Source organism: Aquimarina hainanensis (genome assembly GCF_042684685.1).
Lineage (GTDB): Bacteria > Bacteroidota > Bacteroidia > Flavobacteriales > Flavobacteriaceae > Aquimarina > Aquimarina hainanensis.
Window position 1 is genome coordinate 47907 of record NZ_JBHULX010000022.1, and the last position, 18768, is coordinate 66674.

At 36.3% G+C, this 18768-nt stretch carries 11 protein-coding genes; 4 read left to right on the forward strand and 7 right to left on the reverse strand.

Annotated elements, in window-relative coordinates; genetic code table 11:
- Positions 1-405: 405 nt before the first annotated feature.
- Positions 406-891: a 5-(carboxyamino)imidazole ribonucleotide mutase gene (purE, locus tag ACFSTE_RS12355; protein WP_378253332.1), complete on the reverse strand. Its 486-nt coding sequence runs from the start codon at positions 889-891 to the stop codon at positions 406-408.
- A complete protein-coding gene (locus ACFSTE_RS12360) occupies positions 888-2048 on the reverse strand; it encodes a 5-(carboxyamino)imidazole ribonucleotide synthase (protein ID WP_378253334.1) in 1161 nt (386 codons plus the stop codon). The genes purE and ACFSTE_RS12360 overlap by 4 nt, the downstream gene beginning before the upstream one ends.
- A gap of 163 nt (positions 2049-2211) precedes the next feature.
- Between ACFSTE_RS12360 and ACFSTE_RS12365 the strand changes: the two genes are divergently transcribed.
- Positions 2212-3318: an adenylate kinase gene (locus ACFSTE_RS12365; protein WP_378253336.1), complete on the forward strand. Its 1107-nt coding sequence runs from the start codon at positions 2212-2214 to the stop codon at positions 3316-3318.
- Positions 3319-3462: 144 nt separating this feature from the next.
- A complete protein-coding gene (gene obgE / locus ACFSTE_RS12370) occupies positions 3463-4461 on the forward strand; it encodes a GTPase ObgE (RefSeq protein WP_176027279.1) in 999 nt (332 codons plus the stop codon).
- 12 nt (positions 4462-4473) lie between these two features.
- Here obgE and ACFSTE_RS12375 read toward each other — a convergent pair whose 3' ends face one another.
- The 3 genes from ACFSTE_RS12375 to ACFSTE_RS12385 all read right to left on the reverse strand — a co-directional run bounded on the left by ACFSTE_RS12375 (position 4474) and on the right by ACFSTE_RS12385 (position 8758).
- Positions 4474-5493, reverse strand: coding sequence for an MBL fold metallo-hydrolase (locus ACFSTE_RS12375; protein WP_378253339.1), 1020 nt, complete (start codon positions 5491-5493; stop codon positions 4474-4476).
- Positions 5494-5507: 14 nt separating this feature from the next.
- A complete protein-coding gene (gene epsC / locus ACFSTE_RS12380) occupies positions 5508-6242 on the reverse strand; it encodes a serine O-acetyltransferase EpsC (protein WP_378253341.1) in 735 nt (244 codons plus the stop codon).
- A gap of 131 nt (positions 6243-6373) precedes the next feature.
- On the reverse strand, positions 6374-8758 hold the full coding sequence (locus ACFSTE_RS12385; RefSeq protein ID WP_378253343.1) for a TonB-dependent siderophore receptor: 2385 nt from the start codon (positions 8756-8758) through the stop codon (positions 6374-6376).
- 107 nt (positions 8759-8865) lie between these two features.
- Here ACFSTE_RS12385 and ACFSTE_RS12390 point away from each other — a divergent pair, with 107 nt between their 5' ends.
- Complete coding sequence (locus ACFSTE_RS12390; RefSeq protein ID WP_378253345.1) at positions 8866-9855, forward strand: helix-turn-helix domain-containing protein; 990 nt, start codon at positions 8866-8868, stop codon at positions 9853-9855.
- 68 nt (positions 9856-9923) lie between these two features.
- Here the strand turns inward: ACFSTE_RS12390 and ACFSTE_RS12395 are convergent, their stop codons facing one another.
- Complete coding sequence (locus ACFSTE_RS12395) at positions 9924-10583, reverse strand: SDR family NAD(P)-dependent oxidoreductase (protein ID WP_378253347.1); 660 nt, start codon at positions 10581-10583, stop codon at positions 9924-9926.
- Between the two features lie 826 nt (positions 10584-11409).
- On the opposite strand from ACFSTE_RS12395, the gene ACFSTE_RS12400 reads away from it, so the two are divergent.
- Positions 11410-12357 (forward strand): PorP/SprF family type IX secretion system membrane protein, encoded by a 948-nt coding sequence (locus ACFSTE_RS12400; RefSeq protein ID WP_176027273.1) that lies wholly within the window; start codon positions 11410-11412, stop codon positions 12355-12357.
- Positions 12358-12477: 120 nt separating this feature from the next.
- Here ACFSTE_RS12400 and ACFSTE_RS12405 read toward each other — a convergent pair whose 3' ends face one another.
- On the reverse strand, positions 12478-18570 hold the full coding sequence (locus ACFSTE_RS12405; protein ID WP_378253349.1) for an alpha-2-macroglobulin family protein: 6093 nt from the start codon (positions 18568-18570) through the stop codon (positions 12478-12480).
- Between the last annotated feature and the right edge of the window lie 198 nt (positions 18571-18768).

Sequence of the window (18768 nt, forward strand, 5' to 3'; positions counted from 1 at the left end):
TCTGTTTTCTTTCTTTTTTGGCTTTATTGAGACATAATTTTACGGTTTTACATCAATACTGTGAAGTTTTTTCTTTCTTTTATTTGTTTAGTAAGGCTTAATTTGTGTATTTTATCGGTTTTTTATGTATTTTCATCGAAAAGTTATATTTTTTATGAATACTTTTATTGCGTAATAAAAGTAAGGTTTTACCTTTGTTATAGGTTTTAAGAGTAGGGTTATACAACATTTTTTTTGTGTAATATATTTAAGTTGGTTAATAAATATTGTTATAATTGTTGTATGACCTAATAAAAAAAGAGTCACAGAAAGTGACTCTTTTTGCTTTTTGAGGTTTTTTGAGGCATTATTTTCTGGTACTCAATCCTCTGGATTTATATGTTTTTGGAACCGTACCTAAATAATTTACTGTTGGATTTCTTTGGCTCCTTTTATAACCTTTTGTTTTAGCCCTTCTTTATATATCTGAACTTTGTCCAAAACACATTTATCAGTTGCTCCAATAATCTGAGCAGCTAATATCCCTGCATTAAGCGCTCCGTCAAGAGCTACTGTTGCTACAGGAACTCCTCCAGGCATTTGCAATATAGATAATACAGAATCCCATCCATCGATCGAATTTCTCGATTTTACAGGAACCCCGATAACTGGCAATGGAGATAAGGAAGCAACCATTCCAGGAAGATGTGCTGCGCCTCCAGCTCCTGCTATAATGACATTGATTCCTCTGATATGGGCATTTTTTCCATAGTCAAAAAGTTTATCAGGAGTTCTGTGAGCAGATACGATATCTACTTCTACCTCAATATCGAATCCCTTTAGTACTTCGATGGCTTTTTCCATAATGGGCATATCACTTGTACTACCCATAATTATTCCTACTTTACTCATGGCTTACTTATTACCTTTATTGTGTTTTTTACTTTTTCTGCAATTTTTCTTGCTTCGGATATATTTTCATGTACGATCGTTACATGTCCCATTTTTCTAAAAGGGCGTGTTTCTTTCTTACCGTATATGTGTGGAGTTACTCCATTCATTTGCATAATGGTGTCAATGTCTTCATAAATAACATTTCCTGTGTGCCCTTCTGCTCCTACAAGGTTGACCATAATTCCGCCTACTTTACTATCAGTAGCTCCCAGAGGAAGGTCCAGAATAGCTCTGATATGTTGTTCGAATTGATTCGTGTAACTGGCTTCTATACTGTAGTGCCCACTATTATGAGGTCTTGGAGCAACTTCATTAACAAGGATATCATCCGTTTGTGTCTGGAACATTTCTACAGCCAATATACCAACATGTTGGAATGCTTCGGATACTTGTTTGGCAACAGCTCTTGCTTTTTGGGCAACACGATCACTCACTCTGGCCGGACAAATAACATATTCTACCTGATTCGCTTCCGGGTGAAATTCCATTTCTACCACAGGATATGATTTTATCTCTCCAGAGGCGCTTCTGACAACAATAACAGCCAGTTCATTTTTGAAATGAATCATGTCTTCAGCGATGCATTCTGTGTCAGGAAGAGTTGTAAGGTCTTCGGGTTTTCGGATCACGGCTACTCCATTACCATCATACCCTCCCTGCGTACTTTTCCATACAAAAGGGAATGTTATTTCACCATTGTCTACCTGTTTTTTTAATTCCTGAAGTGTTGAGAATTTCTGGAAAGCGGCTGTTGGAATTTGCTGGTCTTTATAAAAAAACTTTTGTCGTCCTTTGTTTTGAATTTTTTCGAGGGTATCAGCACTTGGGTATACTTTTTTTCCTTCTTTTTCTAATTGCTTTAAGGCATTGATGTTAACGGTTTCTATCTCGAATGTTAATACGTCTACTTTTTTTCCAAAATTATAGACGGTGTCATAATCCATTAAATCACCTTTTTCAAAATAATTACAAGCAATCTTGCTTGGGGCATCATCACTGGGATCCAGGACATATGTCTGAATATCATATTTACGAGTTTCATAAAGCATCATCTTTCCTAATTGTCCTCCTCCTAAGATACCTAGTTTAAAATCGGATGAAAAATAATTGATCATAAAAAAATAAAATGTTTGGTATATGGGGCAAAAATAATTTTTTAAAAAGTAAAAACCACAATATTACGATCTAAATGCAAGGAGTAAACTGTTATAAGTATGATTTGTAATCATTATCTTTGCCACCTGATAACGTCAAACCTTATAAAATTTAGGGGTAAACATGATTAAATTACATGATTTAGAATTTGAGCCATTATTGCCAGAAGAAGCAATTAGTAAAGCAATAGATGGACTTGCTGAAGAACTTAACAAAGACCTGGCAGGAAAAAAACCATTGTTTCTAGCAGTGCTGAATGGTGCTTTTATGTTTGCTTCAGAAGTATTAAAGAGGTTTGATCATGATTGTGAAATAAGTTTCGTGAAACTTTCATCGTATGAAGGAACCGAATCTACAGAACAGATTCATGAACTGATCGGTTTGACAGAAAAGGTGTCAGATCGGACTGTGGTTGTTCTGGAAGATATTGTAGATACGGGAAATACGATTGCAATATTATCAGATATGATGAAAGATCAGGGGTGTAAAGATTTTAGAATTGCTACCTTGTTTTTTAAACCGGAAGCATATACCAGATCGATTCATATCGATTATAAAGCATTAGATATTCCTAATAAATTTATTGTAGGGTATGGTCTCGATTATGACGGATTGGGCCGTAATCTTACTGCGATATACCAATTAAAAACAAAACATATGACAAATCTAGTGTTATTTGGTCCTCCGGGAGCAGGTAAAGGAACACAAGCAGAAGTATTAAAAGAGAAATATAGCCTGGTACACATTTCTACAGGTGATGTGTTTAGATATAATATCAAAAACGCAACCGAATTAGGAACATTGGCAAAATCATATATCGATAAAGGACAGTTGGTTCCTGATGAGGTAACAATTAATATGCTAAGTGCAGAAGTAGAAAAAAATGCAGATGCCAAAGGGTTTATTTTTGATGGATTTCCTAGAACAGAGGCACAAGCTGATGCATTGACTACTTTATTAGAGAGCAAAGGAACAGGAGTGAATGCAATGGTGGCTTTAGAAGTAGATGATGAGGTGTTGGTACAGCGTCTTTTAGAAAGAGGAAAAACTTCTGGAAGAGCAGATGATGCTGATGAGTCTGTCATCCGAAATAGAATTAAAGTGTATTATGATGAAACTGCAATTCTAAAAGGATATTACGAAAAACTTGATAAGTATTATGGAGTTGATGGAGTAGGAGCTGTTGAGGAGATTACCAATAGATTGAGTGAGGTTATAGATACCTTATAAATAGGATCTAAGTATAAAAAATAGAAAGGTCAGCATATATTTGACCAAATTATAATTATAAAAGTATTCATATTAGAAAGGCGATATTTTCGTGAAACGGTTAATATGGATACTTTTTTATGATAAAGAAATATAAGGAGCGTTATGACAGAGGGGAATTTTGTTGATTATGTAAAGTTACATGTTACTTCCGGAAATGGAGGGAAAGGTTCAGTACACTTACATAGAGAGAAATATATAACCAAAGGAGGTCCAGATGGAGGAGATGGAGGTCGAGGAGGGCATATCATTCTCAGAGCAAATCCTAATATGTGGACATTGTATCACCTAAAGTTCAAAAGGCACTTCAGAGCAGGTCATGGAGAACATGGAAGTAAAAACAGAAGTACTGGAGCTGATGGAGAAGATATATTTGTTGATGTACCTCTGGGAACTGTTATACGCGAAACAGAAACGCAGAAAATCCTTCATGAAATAGTAGAAGAAGGTCAGGAAATAATCATAGCAGAAGGAGGAATGGGAGGTCGAGGAAACTGGCATTTCAAAAGCTCGGTTAATCAGACACCTCGGTATGCACAACCAGGAATTCCCGGAGAAGAGATTAACATAACCTTAGAATTAAAGGTGCTGGCAGATGTCGGTTTGGTAGGATTTCCTAACGCGGGAAAGTCTACATTATTATCTGTTATAACAGCTGCCAAACCTAAGATAGCAGATTATGAGTTTACGACCCTAAAGCCTAATTTAGGGATTGTAGAATACAGGAATTTTCAGACATTTGTCATGGCAGATATTCCTGGGATTATTGAAGGAGCAGCAGAAGGTAAGGGGATAGGGCATCGGTTTTTACGGCATATCGAGCGAAACTCCACTTTATTATTTTTAATTCCTGCAGATGCTCCCGATATTAAGAAACAGTATGAAATCCTGCTTGATGAGCTGAGACGTTATAACCCGGAACTATTGGATAAGGAACGATTGGTAGCAATTTCTAAGTGTGATATGCTGGATGAAGAGCTGGAAGCAGAATTAAAAGAACAGTTAGATGCAGCATTTACGATTCCCTACGTGTTTATTTCTTCTGTTGCACAACAAGGGTTACAGGGGCTAAAAGATAAACTTTGGCAAATGCTCAATGCTTGATTTTTTATCGTCTTATAGTGCGATAATATCATGAATTTGTGCAATGTTGAACCCTTGTGTCAAAACACGCTGTGCTTGCTTACTTTGTGCATTAATAACAGGATTGGTGTGGTTGAAATGAATGAAGTATACCTTGCTTTTTTCTGCTGTTGATAATCCTTTGAATGTACGCATGCTTTCTATAATAAAAGGATGCGGGATCTCGGAAATGTCTCGGTTGTTTATTTCTTCTCCGTCAAAAAAAGTAGCATCTATAAAGGCATAGTCTACACTGGCAATAGCATCAATTATATTGGTGTCCCACTTTTCCCATTTGTCGATATCAGGAATAAACAATGCTTTTTTATTAGGACCGGTGATGTAATATCCGACAGTTTCGGAATATTCATCACGATGAGGGACTGTAAAAGGTGTAACTTGGATGGCAGGCGTTAATGTTATTTCTTTTTTGTTTTCAAGGGGAAGGATCTGAATGTTTTCATTGGTTACAAGTTGACTCCATGGACCATTCTTTTCCAGAAAATCTTTCATTTTAGGCATTGCGTATACAGGTGCTTTTTGGGCATTAGTAGCTTCTTTTCCCAGATACATTAAACCAGTATAATGACCAATATGTGCATGTGTCAAAAAAATACCATCAGGAATTTCTTCCTGTCGGTTAGGGATAAGCTTCTTTAAGGTTTTTAATTGAGTGGTGATGTCCGGGGTTGCTTCGAATAAAAATGTCTTATTTGATATAGGATCGATTACTCCGAGAGAAACCACTTTTCGATTTGCATCAGGTGTGTCAAATAATGAAGTACAACAGCTTTTTTTACAGCCTATATGAGGGGAGCCTGCATCCTGGATGGTGCCGAGAATAACAATAGAAGGAGAATCGATAGATGAAGTGGATACTTCTGATGTTTGTTGTTGTTTGGTATTTGTAGTTATCAGAGAAGGGATTTCTGAAGTAGTTTTTTGAGAAGATTGATTGCAGGAAATCAATTGTAAACCCCAAAAAGTAACGATAAGAATTCTGTGTATTGTCATTCGTTTGCGTTTTTTTAAAGTAATTTTTTGGATCTTCCTACTGGTTTAGCAGGAATACCGGCGACGGTTGTATGAGGAGGAACGTTTTTAAGAACTACACTACCCGCAGCAATGTTAACGTGATCTGCTATATGTATATTTCCTAGAATTACTGCTCCGGTACCGATAACTACATGATCCTTGATTTTAGGATGACGATCGCCATTTTCATGCCCTGTACTTCCCAAAGTTACCTGATGAAAAATAACACAGTAATCTCCTACCTGAGCCGTTTCTCCAATGACAATGCCGATTCCGTGATCTATGATAGTTCCTTTGCCGATTTGGGCATTTGGATGAATGTCAATGGTGTATAGTTCAATGATTCTACTATGGAAGAACTTAGCAGTTTGTGGCTGATTCTGAGTAAACAAAAAACGAGAAATACGATACATGCAAGTAGCGAGAAAACCTCTGGAGAATAAAAGGATTTCCAGGTATGTATGACAGGCAAAATCTCTTTTGAAATACTCTTTCAGATCAGTGGTAATAAAAAGCCTGATCATATCATTATCCTTTAGAATAGGAGTAATGATTGTAGCTAAAGTTTGCTGACTAAATACGGAAGTCGCTAGTTTATCACTAAGAATATATGTAAGGACACCCCAGAATCCTTCTTCTGTAGGGAGAGCGTTGGTTAGCTGAGTTATAAACGGCTCTTTTTTTTCTGCTGCTATGATTTCTTCATTGATCGTTTTCCAGATGTCCATTATGAATCTTTTTTTTTACAAAATAAGACTTTTATTTATGGAAATATGGTTCTTGGGAAATGTTTAAAAAAATTAAGGTGGATTTTCTTTGTAGTGAAAATCCACCTTAATTAAAAAAAGCGAAAAGTCAATTATAACTTATAGGTAAAACCTACATTAACATTAAGAGGTTTTTGTGGCATACCATAAGCGTTATAGTATTCCTTGTCAAACATGTTGTTTATTTTGAAACCGATACGATAGTTCGGCTGGTCGTAGAAAATAGTTCCGTCAAATGTGGTATAATCATTGGCCCAGAAGCTATTGTCTAAACTACTTACCTGATAGATTTTACTCATATGATTTCCTCCGAATCCGGCACCTAAACCACTAAGTTGCCCTTTAAGTACTCTATAACTAATCCAGAAATTAGCAACTGTTTCCGGAGTTAATGTTAGCTGTCTTCCGTCGAATTGAGGATTTGCATGTTTTTTGTGTTCTGAGTGATTGTATGTGTATCCTAATACCATATTTAATCCAGGGAGAGGATTTGCGATTAAATCTGCTTCAATTCCCGAGCTTACAATTTCTCCGTCCTGAGTAGAGAATCCATTGAAACGACGAATGGCATTATCAATTGTAATGTTGTAATAGCTAACAGTACTTTTAATTTTACCATCTAGTAGATTTAGTTTTACTCCGGTTTCCCATTGGTTTACTTCTTCTGGATCGAAATCTACAATTTCTCCTTCAGCGTCCATGATTCCAGGGGCTACATTTTTAAAACCATTCATATAATTACCAAATATTCCTAGCTTATCCCCAAATGGATTGTAAACGATTCCGGCATTATAAGAAATGTTATTTTGATTGTATCCTCCCCGAGAGATTCCATTACTTATACTTGGGTCATTCATAAAACGATCAAAACGGATTCCTCCTAGCAAGGTTAGTTTTTTCTGAATAGTGATCGCGTCCGAAATGTATGCTGCTAAGTTTTTGTTTCCTGTTTCACGAGCAGCAATGCTACCATCAGCTTCATCAAGCCCCCTGCGTGTAATAGGAGGTACTATAGTGTTTTCTCCATTTAATACAATTTGATCATATGGGAAATTCCAATGTGATCTTCCGTTTACAACAGGACCGTTTTTAATAGTGAAGTCCCAGAAAGTATTCACATAATTAACTCCGATAACTATTTTGTTTTCGATAGCATCACTTGTATGGATCCCCTGAAAATCCTGGCGTAAGTCTAATGTTCCTCCATTTCCATGGCTGAACTGAATGATCCCTCTGTTAATCGTATCTTTGGCAATTGCTTCCAGATATACATAATTATCAGTTAGGTGGTAATTATTAGATGAAATAGACGTTTTGGAAATCCAGTTATCTTTGATTTTATAGTTTGCAAATAATTGATATAATTGTGATTTTACGTCTCCTGCTGCCTCATTAGAAGTATAACTTTCGTTATAATCCCAGTTGATATCATCCCAGCTATTTGCTCCTTCGATGCCTCCTCTGGCAATTCCTCTAGCAAAATTCTTGGTTTTTTTGCTATGATTGATTTCAGCATTGAACTCCAGATCAAGTTTGTCGCTAACCTTATGAGTAATGCTAGGAGCTACCATAAAAGAACGGTGGAATCCCTGGTTTTGGAAACTGTTTTCAGAATGATAAGCACCGTTTACTCGCAATAATGTTTTGTTTTCTTTGTCAAGAGCTGTGTTGAAATCTACCGTAAAACGATTCAGATCCCAGCTGCCTAATGTGTAAGAAACATCTAATTTTTTTCCTTCAAAAGGTTTCTTAGTAACAAGGTTAACCAATCCTCCGTAATATCCGGCACCGAATAATACAGAAGAAGGTCCTTTGATTACTTCGATACGATCAATGTTTTGTGGATCGATAGGGTATTTAGTATATACTCTTAGTCCGTTTTTGATATTAGAATCCGCTCTGAAACCTCTGGCATATACAGATGCGAATCCCTGATTACCTTCTACATATCCTCCTCCTGTGATACTTTTTAGGGCAGAAGGTAGATCAGTATTGATTTGCTCTTTTAGTAACTCACTACTTACTACCGTATATGATTGAGGGTTGTTGATGTTTTTTAGAGGTAAACGTGCTACCTGCTCTGTTTCTTTTCTGGCAAACTGATTTAGACGTTCTGCAATGACGATCACCTCTTGTAGTTTTTGTTCATCAACTTCGAGAGTAATGTCCTTTACGGAAGTGATTCCTTCTTCGGCTACCTGTACATTTATTGTCTGGGATTTGAGTCCGATAAGTGAAAATACGAATTCGTAATCGCCGGCATCTACATTGTGAAAAGTGTATGTTCCATTTTGATCTGTAAGAGCTCCTCTTGCAGTGTTGTTTATTAATACATTGATGTAAGCAGCAGGTTGTCCGTCTGATGTAAAGACTTTTCCTGTAATACTGTTGGTTGCCTGTGAATACCCGGCACTACCAAGTAGTAAAAAGGTGATTACCAGAATAGCGTTACCAATACGCATTGATAAATTCTTCATTTTTTTATTAATTTGGATTTAATTTAAATAGTAACTTTGCAAAGGTATTGGGAGGGTGAAATGATGAATAACGCATTAGGTATTTTGACTGCCGCAAAAGGGAATAAATGAAAAGTAGAATTAAAAGTGATATTTTAGGAGGGGTTATTGAGAAGACGTATTCTGATGACTTTGAAACAGATACGTTATTGGAAGATCGGCAGGAAGTAAATTTTAAGGGAATCAAAGGGACTACGGCAGATATCCAGTTAAACGGAGTTTTTCTGCAGACTAAAGATGTAGAAATAGATGTAGACTCTCCTTATGAAGCAGAAGTGGAACACGATTTCCCTTTTTTAAAGTTGCATTTCGAAATTGAAGGAAGTAATGTGTATACACCATATAATAAAAAAAGTGTACCTATAAATATACCAAGTGGGCACTATAATTTATTTTACCTGCCTAAGGTGAAAGGGAAATTGACTTTTGATACCCAAAGACGGAAAACACTTGAAATTAAATTTACGGAACGCTACCTGAAACGGATTTTTGATGCCAGCTATAAAAAAGCGATTTCTCATTTTGGAGAAGCTATGGAAAACAAGGAGCCTTTTGTAATGTGGAAAAAAAGCAAGCCTATTTCTCCGAAATTGCAATTGATTATCGATGATATTTTAGGGTGTAGGTATACGAATTCCATCCGAAAGGTTTATTTAGAATCCAAAGTAGCTGAAATTTTTTCAATTCTTTTCGATATTATTGAGAAACAGGGGAATGCGGAAGATGCCATATCATTGAGTGCGATTGATTATGCAAAGATTATCGATGCCGAAAAAATCCTTCGAAAAAATATTAAGACACCTCCAACCATTTCAGAATTAGTGCTCCAGGTAGGGCTAAACAGTTTTAAGCTCAAGAAAGATTTTAAGAAAGTGTTTGGGAAACCTGTATTTGCTTACCTGACCGAGTTGCGTATGGAACATGCCAAAAAAATGATTCTGGAAGAAGGATATACGGTTTCTGAGGCTTCCTATGAAGTCGGATATAAAAATCCTCAACATTTTACAGCGGCATTTAAGAAAAAATTTCAATACCTGCCTAGTGTTCTAAAAGAGTAGCCCTGGTCATTGTACGATCAGATATTCAGAAAGGTAAACCTGTTGAGGTGGTTTGTTTATGATAGTGGTTACCAATTACTTTTTTCGCCTTCTCTCCATAAGTAGCCCGTTTCTTTCGGAGATTCAAATAAAGAGAAGATATCCATCGCAGCTTCCTGTGGTTCTCGTTCTGCATCCATACTGCCCATATCTGTTTTAACCCATCCTGGATCGACAGCAGATACCGCTATATCAGATGTTTTAAGACGTTCTCCTAGTAAAGAGGTATACATATGGATGGTGGTTTTTGACATTTTGTACAATGGCGTGTACGCATCCTGATCCGTATTAAAAGTTCCCCAGGAAGAACCTATATTAATAATATGTCCGTTTTTTTTAATAAAAGGGAGTAGGTTTTCGGTAAATTCGATGGTTCCGAATACATTGATGTCAAATGTTTTTCTCAGTTGTTGTATGTCAATAGAAGGATCATCCCAGGCTTCTAACAATACCGCAGCATTATTGATGATACCATCGATCTTAATACTGTTTTGTAGCAGGTGATCTTTTAACGAAATAAAAGAGGAAGCATCATCCAATTGTAATGAAAAAACAGAAAGCCTATCCGAGGTTAAGGTCGTTTTTCCAGCGGTAGAAGTACCAATAACATGGTATCCTTTTTCTAGAAATAATGAAGCGGTGGCAAGTCCAATTCCTCTACTGATTCCGGTAATAATAAGAGTTTTCATTTGCTTGATATAGTTTGTGAATCACTATGCATTCAGAGGTGTAAAATTACATTTTGTTTTTTGTTTAGAGCTGTTTTAAATAAATTAAATAGTGTTAAAAAAATAGGATAATACCTTTTTTAGCAGAAGAGATATTTAGATCGTAATACCCCTAGTGCCTCACTGTAAAGGGGTAAATATTTGTCAAAGACGAGATTAGAAATTGCAGTATTAAAAAAGTTAAAATTATCATAAATTTATACAAGTATTTTTAATGGAATCATTGTGAGGTTAATGTTGAAATATCTGTTTTTGTATTTCAAATTTCTGTAGAACAATGTGTTGAGTGTTTTTTGAAGGGAGGTAGATAAGGGAGTACCCTTTTTTTGAGGAAGAGGAAGAGGGAGACTTCGTGGAGGAGTATGTGTTTTTACTCTATATTTGACATAGAAAATAACTTGACAAAGTAATTTAAATTGCCCCAAAATGACTACGTTAAAAGAACTAAGATTCGTTGCTGGTTTTCAGCATCAACAAAAAACTGATCCCCAGGTAGAAGAACTTCAAAATTTATATGTGTTTTAATATTTAGAGGAAAAACACGATAAATTTTAAAATTAAGTAGCAGATAGCTACCGAAAAAAATACCGGTAAGATTATCGATAGTAAGAAGTGACTTCTTTTTCCTTTCCCAAAACGTATCGTTTTTGAGATGGTAATATTTTTATGAGGATTGTATATAACAATCGTCTTTGTAATCATTCGAAGGATATTTCTCGTGATAACTTCTTTATGTACTACCTCCTGTATTTTTTTGTATAGATACCAAAATAATAAATTAAAAGAAATGAGAAAGTATATACTTATAATGATAGTAAGTATCCCCTGTATATCTGCGTTGGCACAACAAGATGCTCAGTATACTCAGTATATGTACAATACTATTAGTGTGAATCCTGCTTATGCAGGGAGTAGAGGAGTGATGAGTATTACCGGGCTGCACAGAAGTCAGTGGGTTGGGTTGGATGGAGCTCCGCAAACAGAAACCATATCATTGAATACACCTATTGGAGAAAGTAATAAAGTAGGATTGGGAGTGTCTTTTATAAATGATAAAATAGGTCCCACGCAGGAGATGTATCTGGATATCGATTTTTCTTATACGATTCCTACTTCGGATATAGGAAAATTAAGTTTTGGGCTGAAGGTAGGAGGACACTTTTTAGATGTGGATTTTACAAAGCTCAGGGAATTTGATATTGAAGATCCGACTTTTCAGAATAATATAGATAATAAGTTTAGTCCGAATGTTGGAGTAGGATTTTATTATCATACTGATAAGTTTTATGCAGGACTAAGTGCTCCCAATCTTCTGGAAACCGAGCATTTTGATGAGAGTGCTACGGTGGGGAATAATGATTCATCTACTTATATTGCCAGAGAGCGGATTAATTATTATGCAATTGTCGGACATGTTTTTGACTTGAGTACAGAAGTGAAGTTTAAGCCGGCATTGTTAACCAAAGTTGTTTTTGGAGCTCCGCTTCAGGTGGATGTATCTGCGAATTTCTTATTGTATGAACGGTTGACACTGGGGTTGGGATATCGATGGGATGCTGCGTTTAGTGCAATGGCAGGTTTTCAGATATCAGATGGGATGATGATAGGCTTAGCATATGATAGAGAGACTACTGAATTAGGTAAAGCACAGTTTAATGATGGGAGTTATGAAGTATTTCTTCGATTTGAACTTTTCAAGAAATACAGTCGATTCTTAACTCCGAGATTTTTCTAATCATAAAATAGTTAGTATACTAGATTTCTTTCTGAGATGCATTCCGGGAAGGGACGTATAAAAAAAATCCCCTGTAGATTTTCGAAACTACAGGGGATTCTTTATACGATACGATTGTTTTTAGTGCTCAATTTTTACTCGTATTCCTTCCGAATGACTAGAGAATTCCGGAGCATACATGCTTTGAATTGTTGTAACTCCGTTAGAAAAGTTTCCTTTGTTGTTTACTCTTAGGTCGTATTCGAATACATACACCCCTTTGGGTAGATAATCGAAGAAAAAATTGGTAGCGGCATCTTTGGTACTTTCATAATACCCTAAGCCATCTTGCCATTTGTACTGAGAGAGAACATTAACAGGTTCGAAGCCTGCTGCTCTCATATCTTTCATATGAATAAATTCCATGTCTCTATCTACTTTTAATTCAATGCGTACCCGGACAAGATCTCCTAATGTCAAAGAAGTGTTTTCGGTGATAGCAGTCATTTTTTCTCCTCTGTCTGCATTCTTTTTAAGGAATAGCTTTTTGCTAAGTGATAGAGGGGTTTTAGCTGCGGTGATTTTATCCAGGTCTTCAAAATACTGCCAGTATAATCCTCCCCAGGCAATTCCTTTTCCTTTTTTGCTGATCATAACAGTGCTTTTGGAGTTTGTGATTTCAGAACCGCTCCAAGAAGTTTTAAAGTATCCGGTACCTGCCTCTACTTTCGTGTTTTCGTCAGGGGTAACCTTTTCTCCTGCCAGTGTGATGTCTACCATGTCAGTAATAGATAACCACTCACTTCCCTGTAGTAATAAAGCATAAACAGCTTCGGCTGTTTGTTTGGTTGTTTTCCACCTGTTGGTTTGCTTGTGTTTTAGTAACCATATTTTTAGGTTATCGACAACTTCAGTTTTTTTAGGTTCCGGAGCAATCTCTGAAAAAGCTTCAATCAATAATGCTTGTGTTTCTATTGGAGCCTGATGCCAATACCAGCTGGCAGTATTGGATTTCCAATACATTCCTAATTCTTCACTGACAATACTCTTTTCTTCTAATGAATTGAGAATGGCAGTAGCAGTAGCTGTATCTCCATTTCTATGCGTAATCAAAGCTAACAGTCCCTGTGTATACAAACTGTTTTTTAACCAATACTTTTTGGCTTGTCCCAGATAGTATTTTTTAGCTTCTTTCGTGTTGGAATGGGCAGGGATATCAGCAAAGAAGCTACGCATATATAGATAATGTAGCTGAGCGTAGTGTAGGTGGTTTTTGTTGATATCAATTTTGTGTTTTTTGCAGTGCTTTTTTAATTCTTCATATTGCTTTACAAATTCCTGATCCAGGTATTGTATAGCCTTTTGTACTATTTGTTTACTTATAGGGTTAGCAGAGGTTGTAACTCCTAATTTTTGTAGATGACCGAAACCTGCAGCAATATACTGGGTAATAAACCTGCTCTCTCGACCTCCTTTGAACCACGGAAATGCTCCAGAGTCATATTGCATTTTTTGTAAAGACTGCAAAGCACTCTGAAATTCTGAATTCATTTTATTAAGGTCAAAAAGCAATGCAATTCTTTTCTTTTGTTCTGTTTCACTTTGTGCTTCACGTACCCAGGGAGTTTCTTGGAGAATCAGAGATTTTAACTCTTGGTTTTTTTCCAGATTACTCAGTAATGCATCACTGGTTTTCCATTGGTTAAATACTTGCTGTATGCGAGGATTGGAATTGGCAATGTGCGTTGCTAATGCATTAGCATAATAACGAGAAAATGTCTGTTCAGCGCAGTCATATGGGTACTCCATAAGGTATGGTAATGCCTGAACAGCATACCAGGCTGGATTAGAGGTCATTTCCAGAGTTAGTCTATGATGTTTTAAAGAAGTAGAGGTTGTATTCTTTAATTTCTGCAGCGTAAAACTTTTTGTCTGACCAGATCGAACCCACATAGGCAGTGTTTCTGTAACTAACATCCTATTAGATAATACAGGAAGTACATTTTGTTCTCCATCTGAGAAAGTACCTGCTTTAGCAATGATTTTATACTGTACTGCCTGAATATCATCTGGTATTTGTAGTTCCCATGATACATTGGTGTTTCCTGAGGCTGCTACAGAAAAAGCTTGTCGAATCTGGTTGTTCTGTAGTTTCTGATTAATGGAGGTATTGGTTAAAGCGTTTGTTAATTGTAGTTCAATATCTCCGTTAAGATCAGATGAGGAAAGATTAGAAACCTTAGTGCTAATAATAATTTTATCTCCTTCTCTGAGGAATCTAGGAGGGCTTGGGATTACCATTAACTCTTTTTGAGTAACTGTTTCTAGTGTTGTGGTAGCTGCCTGTAGTGTTTTGGTGTGTGCTAATAACTGCACTTTCCACTTTGTCAATGCTTCAGGAGCAGTAAAACTAAAGCTTACTTCTCCTTCTTTATTGGTTTGCAATTGAGGAAAGAAAAAGGCTGTTTCCTGTAGGTTTTTGCGAACAGAGACACCTGATAGCGGTTTTTCTTTGGGGGTAATTAAATCGTTTTCTTCCTCTTTTTCGTTCGCATTGGTAGTATCTGCGGTCATTCTTTTTGACTCAGCAGTACCTGCAAGTGGCGCTTTTTCCAGTTCAGGAGCATTCGCCATTTCCATTTGGTCATCCATCATACTTACTGGAGCAGCCATTCTGGATTTTGCCATTCGCATTCTTCCGTATGAAGAACCAAAATAAAGACCATACCAGTCGAGGCGGTCATACCCTTGAGAAAAACTAGGGATTGGCGGACTGTCGTAATGTCTGTTTGTGAAACTTTGTACTCCGAAACTAAGGCGTGCCTCTCTAAAATAGTTAGGATAGTATGTTGGTTTCATTATAGGGTTGAAATTCCATTGATGCGATTTAAACTGATCTAGAGAAACATCATACATACTCGCTAATAATTCAGCAGCGACCTTGTCTCCTTTAGGACCTTTAATAGTGAAACTCCAGGTTTCATTCTGTCCAGGGAGTAGTTTATCCCTGAATGTAGTTGTCTCTATTGATAATTCTGTAGGTTCGTATGGTACCGTTATAGGAATAGTTCCTCCTTCATGAGCGTTATAATTCACAAAACTGTAGTGTACCGCAAACCCTCCAATATCTTCTTTAGTTACCGGAATTTTTATTGTAGTACTATTATTAGAAAGGGTGAATTGCTCTGTACGGGTAATTTTATTGTTTTTTTCGACATCTACCGTAATGGTAATGTTTTCGGAAGCAGAGCCAAACTTAATGATGACTTCTTCTCCAGGTGAGTATGATTCTTTATTAACACTCACTTCAAAAAGCTGTTGATCACTGATTTTTTTATCTTTTTTGTCGAACAGGGTGTAGTATATAATATCTTTTACCTCTTGTCCAAATCGATCTTTTGAGTTGAGTTCTATCACATATTTTCCAGATTCCCATTTTTTTGTATTTTTTAATGGGATATGTTGCATTCCGGTTGTCTGGGATCCTTGTTCTGCAGTATTGTAGGATATTGTTTGGACTAGTGCACCTTTATCCCATGTCTTATAATCATCTTCATCGTCGTACGCATCGTGCGGAAATAGTTTAGTAAACTCTTCTTTGCTAAGTATCTTATAGTCTGGAGCATTCCATGGACGTCTGCGAAGTGGGTATTGAGGAGATTTTAATTTATAGATTTTGATAGTTCCAGAAGAGGCAACAGATTCATAGTTTAGGTTTTTAGAAAGAACTGTTAAGCTGTTGTCTGCATTCTTATCAATCTTATCAGGGAGCTGCATGTTTGCAAGAAGTGCATGGTATCCTACATTAACCTGAGTACTGGTACTTCTTGTCTCTCCATTGATGTCTGTAATATCTGCGGTGATCTCATAATGGAATACCGGTAGATTTTCTTTAGGAACACTTTTGTCCGGAATGGCTTCGAAGTTGATTTCAAAAGCTCCTTTCTCATCAGTAGTAGTTTCTCCATAGGTGATCTCCTGAGCTTGTTCTCTGTGACCTGGGTAGTACCAATAACACCATCGAGGTAATTGCACTTTTCTGTGCACTCGGTATACAACCTTGGCATCGGTAATTTTATTGCCGGCATACCCTGTAGCATTTCCTTGAAGTGAAACTATTTCGTTAAGCTTATATGTTTTAGTGACAGGAGAAAAGGTTGCTTCGAATTTGGGGCGTTTATATTCTTCTACGGAGAAGGAAGTTTGGTTTCCATTTCGTGTTTGTAGGTGGAATAAACCAGTCACACCAGAGGAAGGTAGTATAAAGCTTCCCTGAAAAGATCCATATTCATTAGTTTGCAGCTTGAGACTGCTTACTTCTTGATAATTGACATCTTTTAGAGTAACAGGTACAGTAGTATTTGGGACTACGGAATGGTTTTTATTTCCATTTGCAGTCATTAGAATCCCTTTGAAATAAACGGTCTGACCAGGACGGTAAATACTTCTGTCAGTAAACAAAAATACAGTTTCTTGTTTTCTGTTTATGTTTTGTTGCGGCTGATGGTTTTTATATAAATGATATGGGCTAAAAACAACAAGATCTTTCTCATGTTTTACTGTGACAACAAGGTCATAGTATTGATTATCTACTAGAAAAGAAGCTTGTCCTTGTTTATCTGTAGTGAGTGTCTTGTCAATTTTATTTCCGTAACCTCTTCCATGTCCCGACTGAAGATGAATCGAGGCATTACTAATCGGAGCCCCATCATTTCTGTTAACCACCTGGAAGATTGTCGTGTTATTTGTTCGGTTTGTAAGTAAGGCAAGATTACTCACTTGAATGTCTGCATAAGAGATTTGATTTTTTACAGAAATCTCTTCGCCGGCAGAAGCTATGACCAGATATTGACCTTGTGGTAACGCCGGTAATAAAATTTCTGTGGTATGTCTTTGATAGTCTTTTTCGTTTTTTAAAGGGGCTTTCCATGTATTGACCTCAGGTAAACCGTTGATAAACTTGATAATGTCTTTGTTTTTATATAGTTGTTGTAACGATTTTAGCTGGGTAGCATTAATTTTTACAGTTTTTAGGGTAAGGAGATCTGTGTTTTTATAGGATATAAAAAGACGTCCTGCTTTTTGAATAGGAAGATTTTTTTCACTTTTAAGTGATACTTCAGCTTGTAATATGATAGCTTTTAATGCATTGCTTTTTTTTGCTCCATCGCTATTGGGAAATGCGCTTTCTATTGCAGAGCAAAGCTCCAGAGCTTTTTTTGTATCCCATCGAAAAACTTCGTCTTTTTTAGGGATGTATTTAGAACCACGAGATTGATACTGAGCTGCTAGTTCGTATGCGTAGAGGGCATTGGATTCATGATCTTTATTATTCTCTTTTGCTTTTGTGAGTGTGTTGATTATCAGTTCTTCTTTATCAGCGAACGTAGCATTTTTAAAAACAAATAAAAGACGTTCTATATCGACATTTGCCAATGCGTTATAATTTTTGTTTCTCGAGTGAAAAGCGATAAGTTGCTGGTATATTTTTAGTGCATTAAATTGAAGTGATAAACTATCTTTAGTTGTTATCTTCTGTCTGGAAAAAGAAGAAGGTTCATTTAAGTATTCCTTTGAGTTTATCTCAAAAGCATAAGAAGGTCTGGTGATATTCGTTTCAGAAGTTTTATAAAACTCTAATGCCATATGTGATAGGAAATCAAAAAGGGTGGGGCGGTATTTTTTAGAGTTTTCTTCAGTGATAAGAATTGTGTTAAACTTGCTCAATTCCGTTTGTTGTGCTAAAACACCATTTTCCAGTGCTTGTTGAAAATGAATGTGAATCTCAGCAAAAAGAGTTTCCAGATCCCAGGTTCTGAAATCTTCTTTGTCAACTTTAGCACTTGTATGAGTTCTATTGTAAAATTTCCATCGATTTTGTTTAAAGTATTGCCAGTACAGATTCGCTAGAACACCATTGAGAATATTTTTAGTAGGAAAACTGCTGGTAGCAATTTCTGATTTTAATTCTTTGATGATAGTAAGCTGTGCATTTTCCTCAAGAGTAAGTGCGTATTTGGCTTTGTGAAGAAATGCTTTGATGATTTGATTTGTGTTGTTTTCCTTTTTAGCTGCTTCGTAGATTGATTTAACTACCTCTAGACTGGATTTAGGAAGTCCTTTTTGTTCATGGGATTCAACTTCTTTCCACTGTTTAGTATAGTCGTTTTGTGCCATGATAAAGCTGATGTTAGTGATACAAAGGAGAAATAAGAGCGAGATGATTTTTTTCATATTATCTATAATTTTATGCCCCTGACATATAATAAGAAATCACACATGTATATCGGCAAGGATGAATTCTTATTGTACGTTCTGATGCTGCAATTCTTTAGTGTTATTTACAATTCTTATACCATAAATAGGTAGTAATTGCTACAAATTACACCATAAAGCTACGTATTTGAAACGAAAAATTAGGGAAACACGTAT

What these genes read in the sequence shown, in the direction of transcription:
- ACFSTE_RS12405 (WP_378253349.1), bottom strand. Translation starts at nt 18,570, where the DNA reads ATGAAAAAAATCATCTCGCTCTTATTTCTCCTTTGTATCACTAACATC.
- ACFSTE_RS12390 (WP_378253345.1), top strand. Translation starts at nt 8,866, where the DNA reads ATGAAAAGTAGAATTAAAAGTGATATTTTAGGAGGGGTTATTGAGAAG.
- ACFSTE_RS12375 (WP_378253339.1), bottom strand. Translation starts at nt 5,493, where the DNA reads ATGACAATACACAGAATTCTTATCGTTACTTTTTGGGGTTTACAATTG.
- purE (WP_378253332.1), bottom strand. Translation starts at nt 891, where the DNA reads ATGAGTAAAGTAGGAATAATTATGGGTAGTACAAGTGATATGCCCATT.
- epsC (WP_378253341.1), bottom strand. Translation starts at nt 6,242, where the DNA reads ATGGACATCTGGAAAACGATCAATGAAGAAATCATAGCAGCAGAAAAA.
- ACFSTE_RS12385 (WP_378253343.1), bottom strand. Translation starts at nt 8,758, where the DNA reads ATGAAGAATTTATCAATGCGTATTGGTAACGCTATTCTGGTAATCACC.
- ACFSTE_RS12365 (WP_378253336.1), top strand. Translation starts at nt 2,212, where the DNA reads ATGATTAAATTACATGATTTAGAATTTGAGCCATTATTGCCAGAAGAA.
- ACFSTE_RS12395 (WP_378253347.1), bottom strand. Translation starts at nt 10,583, where the DNA reads ATGAAAACTCTTATTATTACCGGAATCAGTAGAGGAATTGGACTTGCC.
- ACFSTE_RS12400 (WP_176027273.1), top strand. Translation starts at nt 11,410, where the DNA reads ATGAGAAAGTATATACTTATAATGATAGTAAGTATCCCCTGTATATCT.
- ACFSTE_RS12360 (WP_378253334.1), bottom strand. Translation starts at nt 2,048, where the DNA reads ATGATCAATTATTTTTCATCCGATTTTAAACTAGGTATCTTAGGAGGA.
- obgE (WP_176027279.1), top strand. Translation starts at nt 3,463, where the DNA reads ATGACAGAGGGGAATTTTGTTGATTATGTAAAGTTACATGTTACTTCC.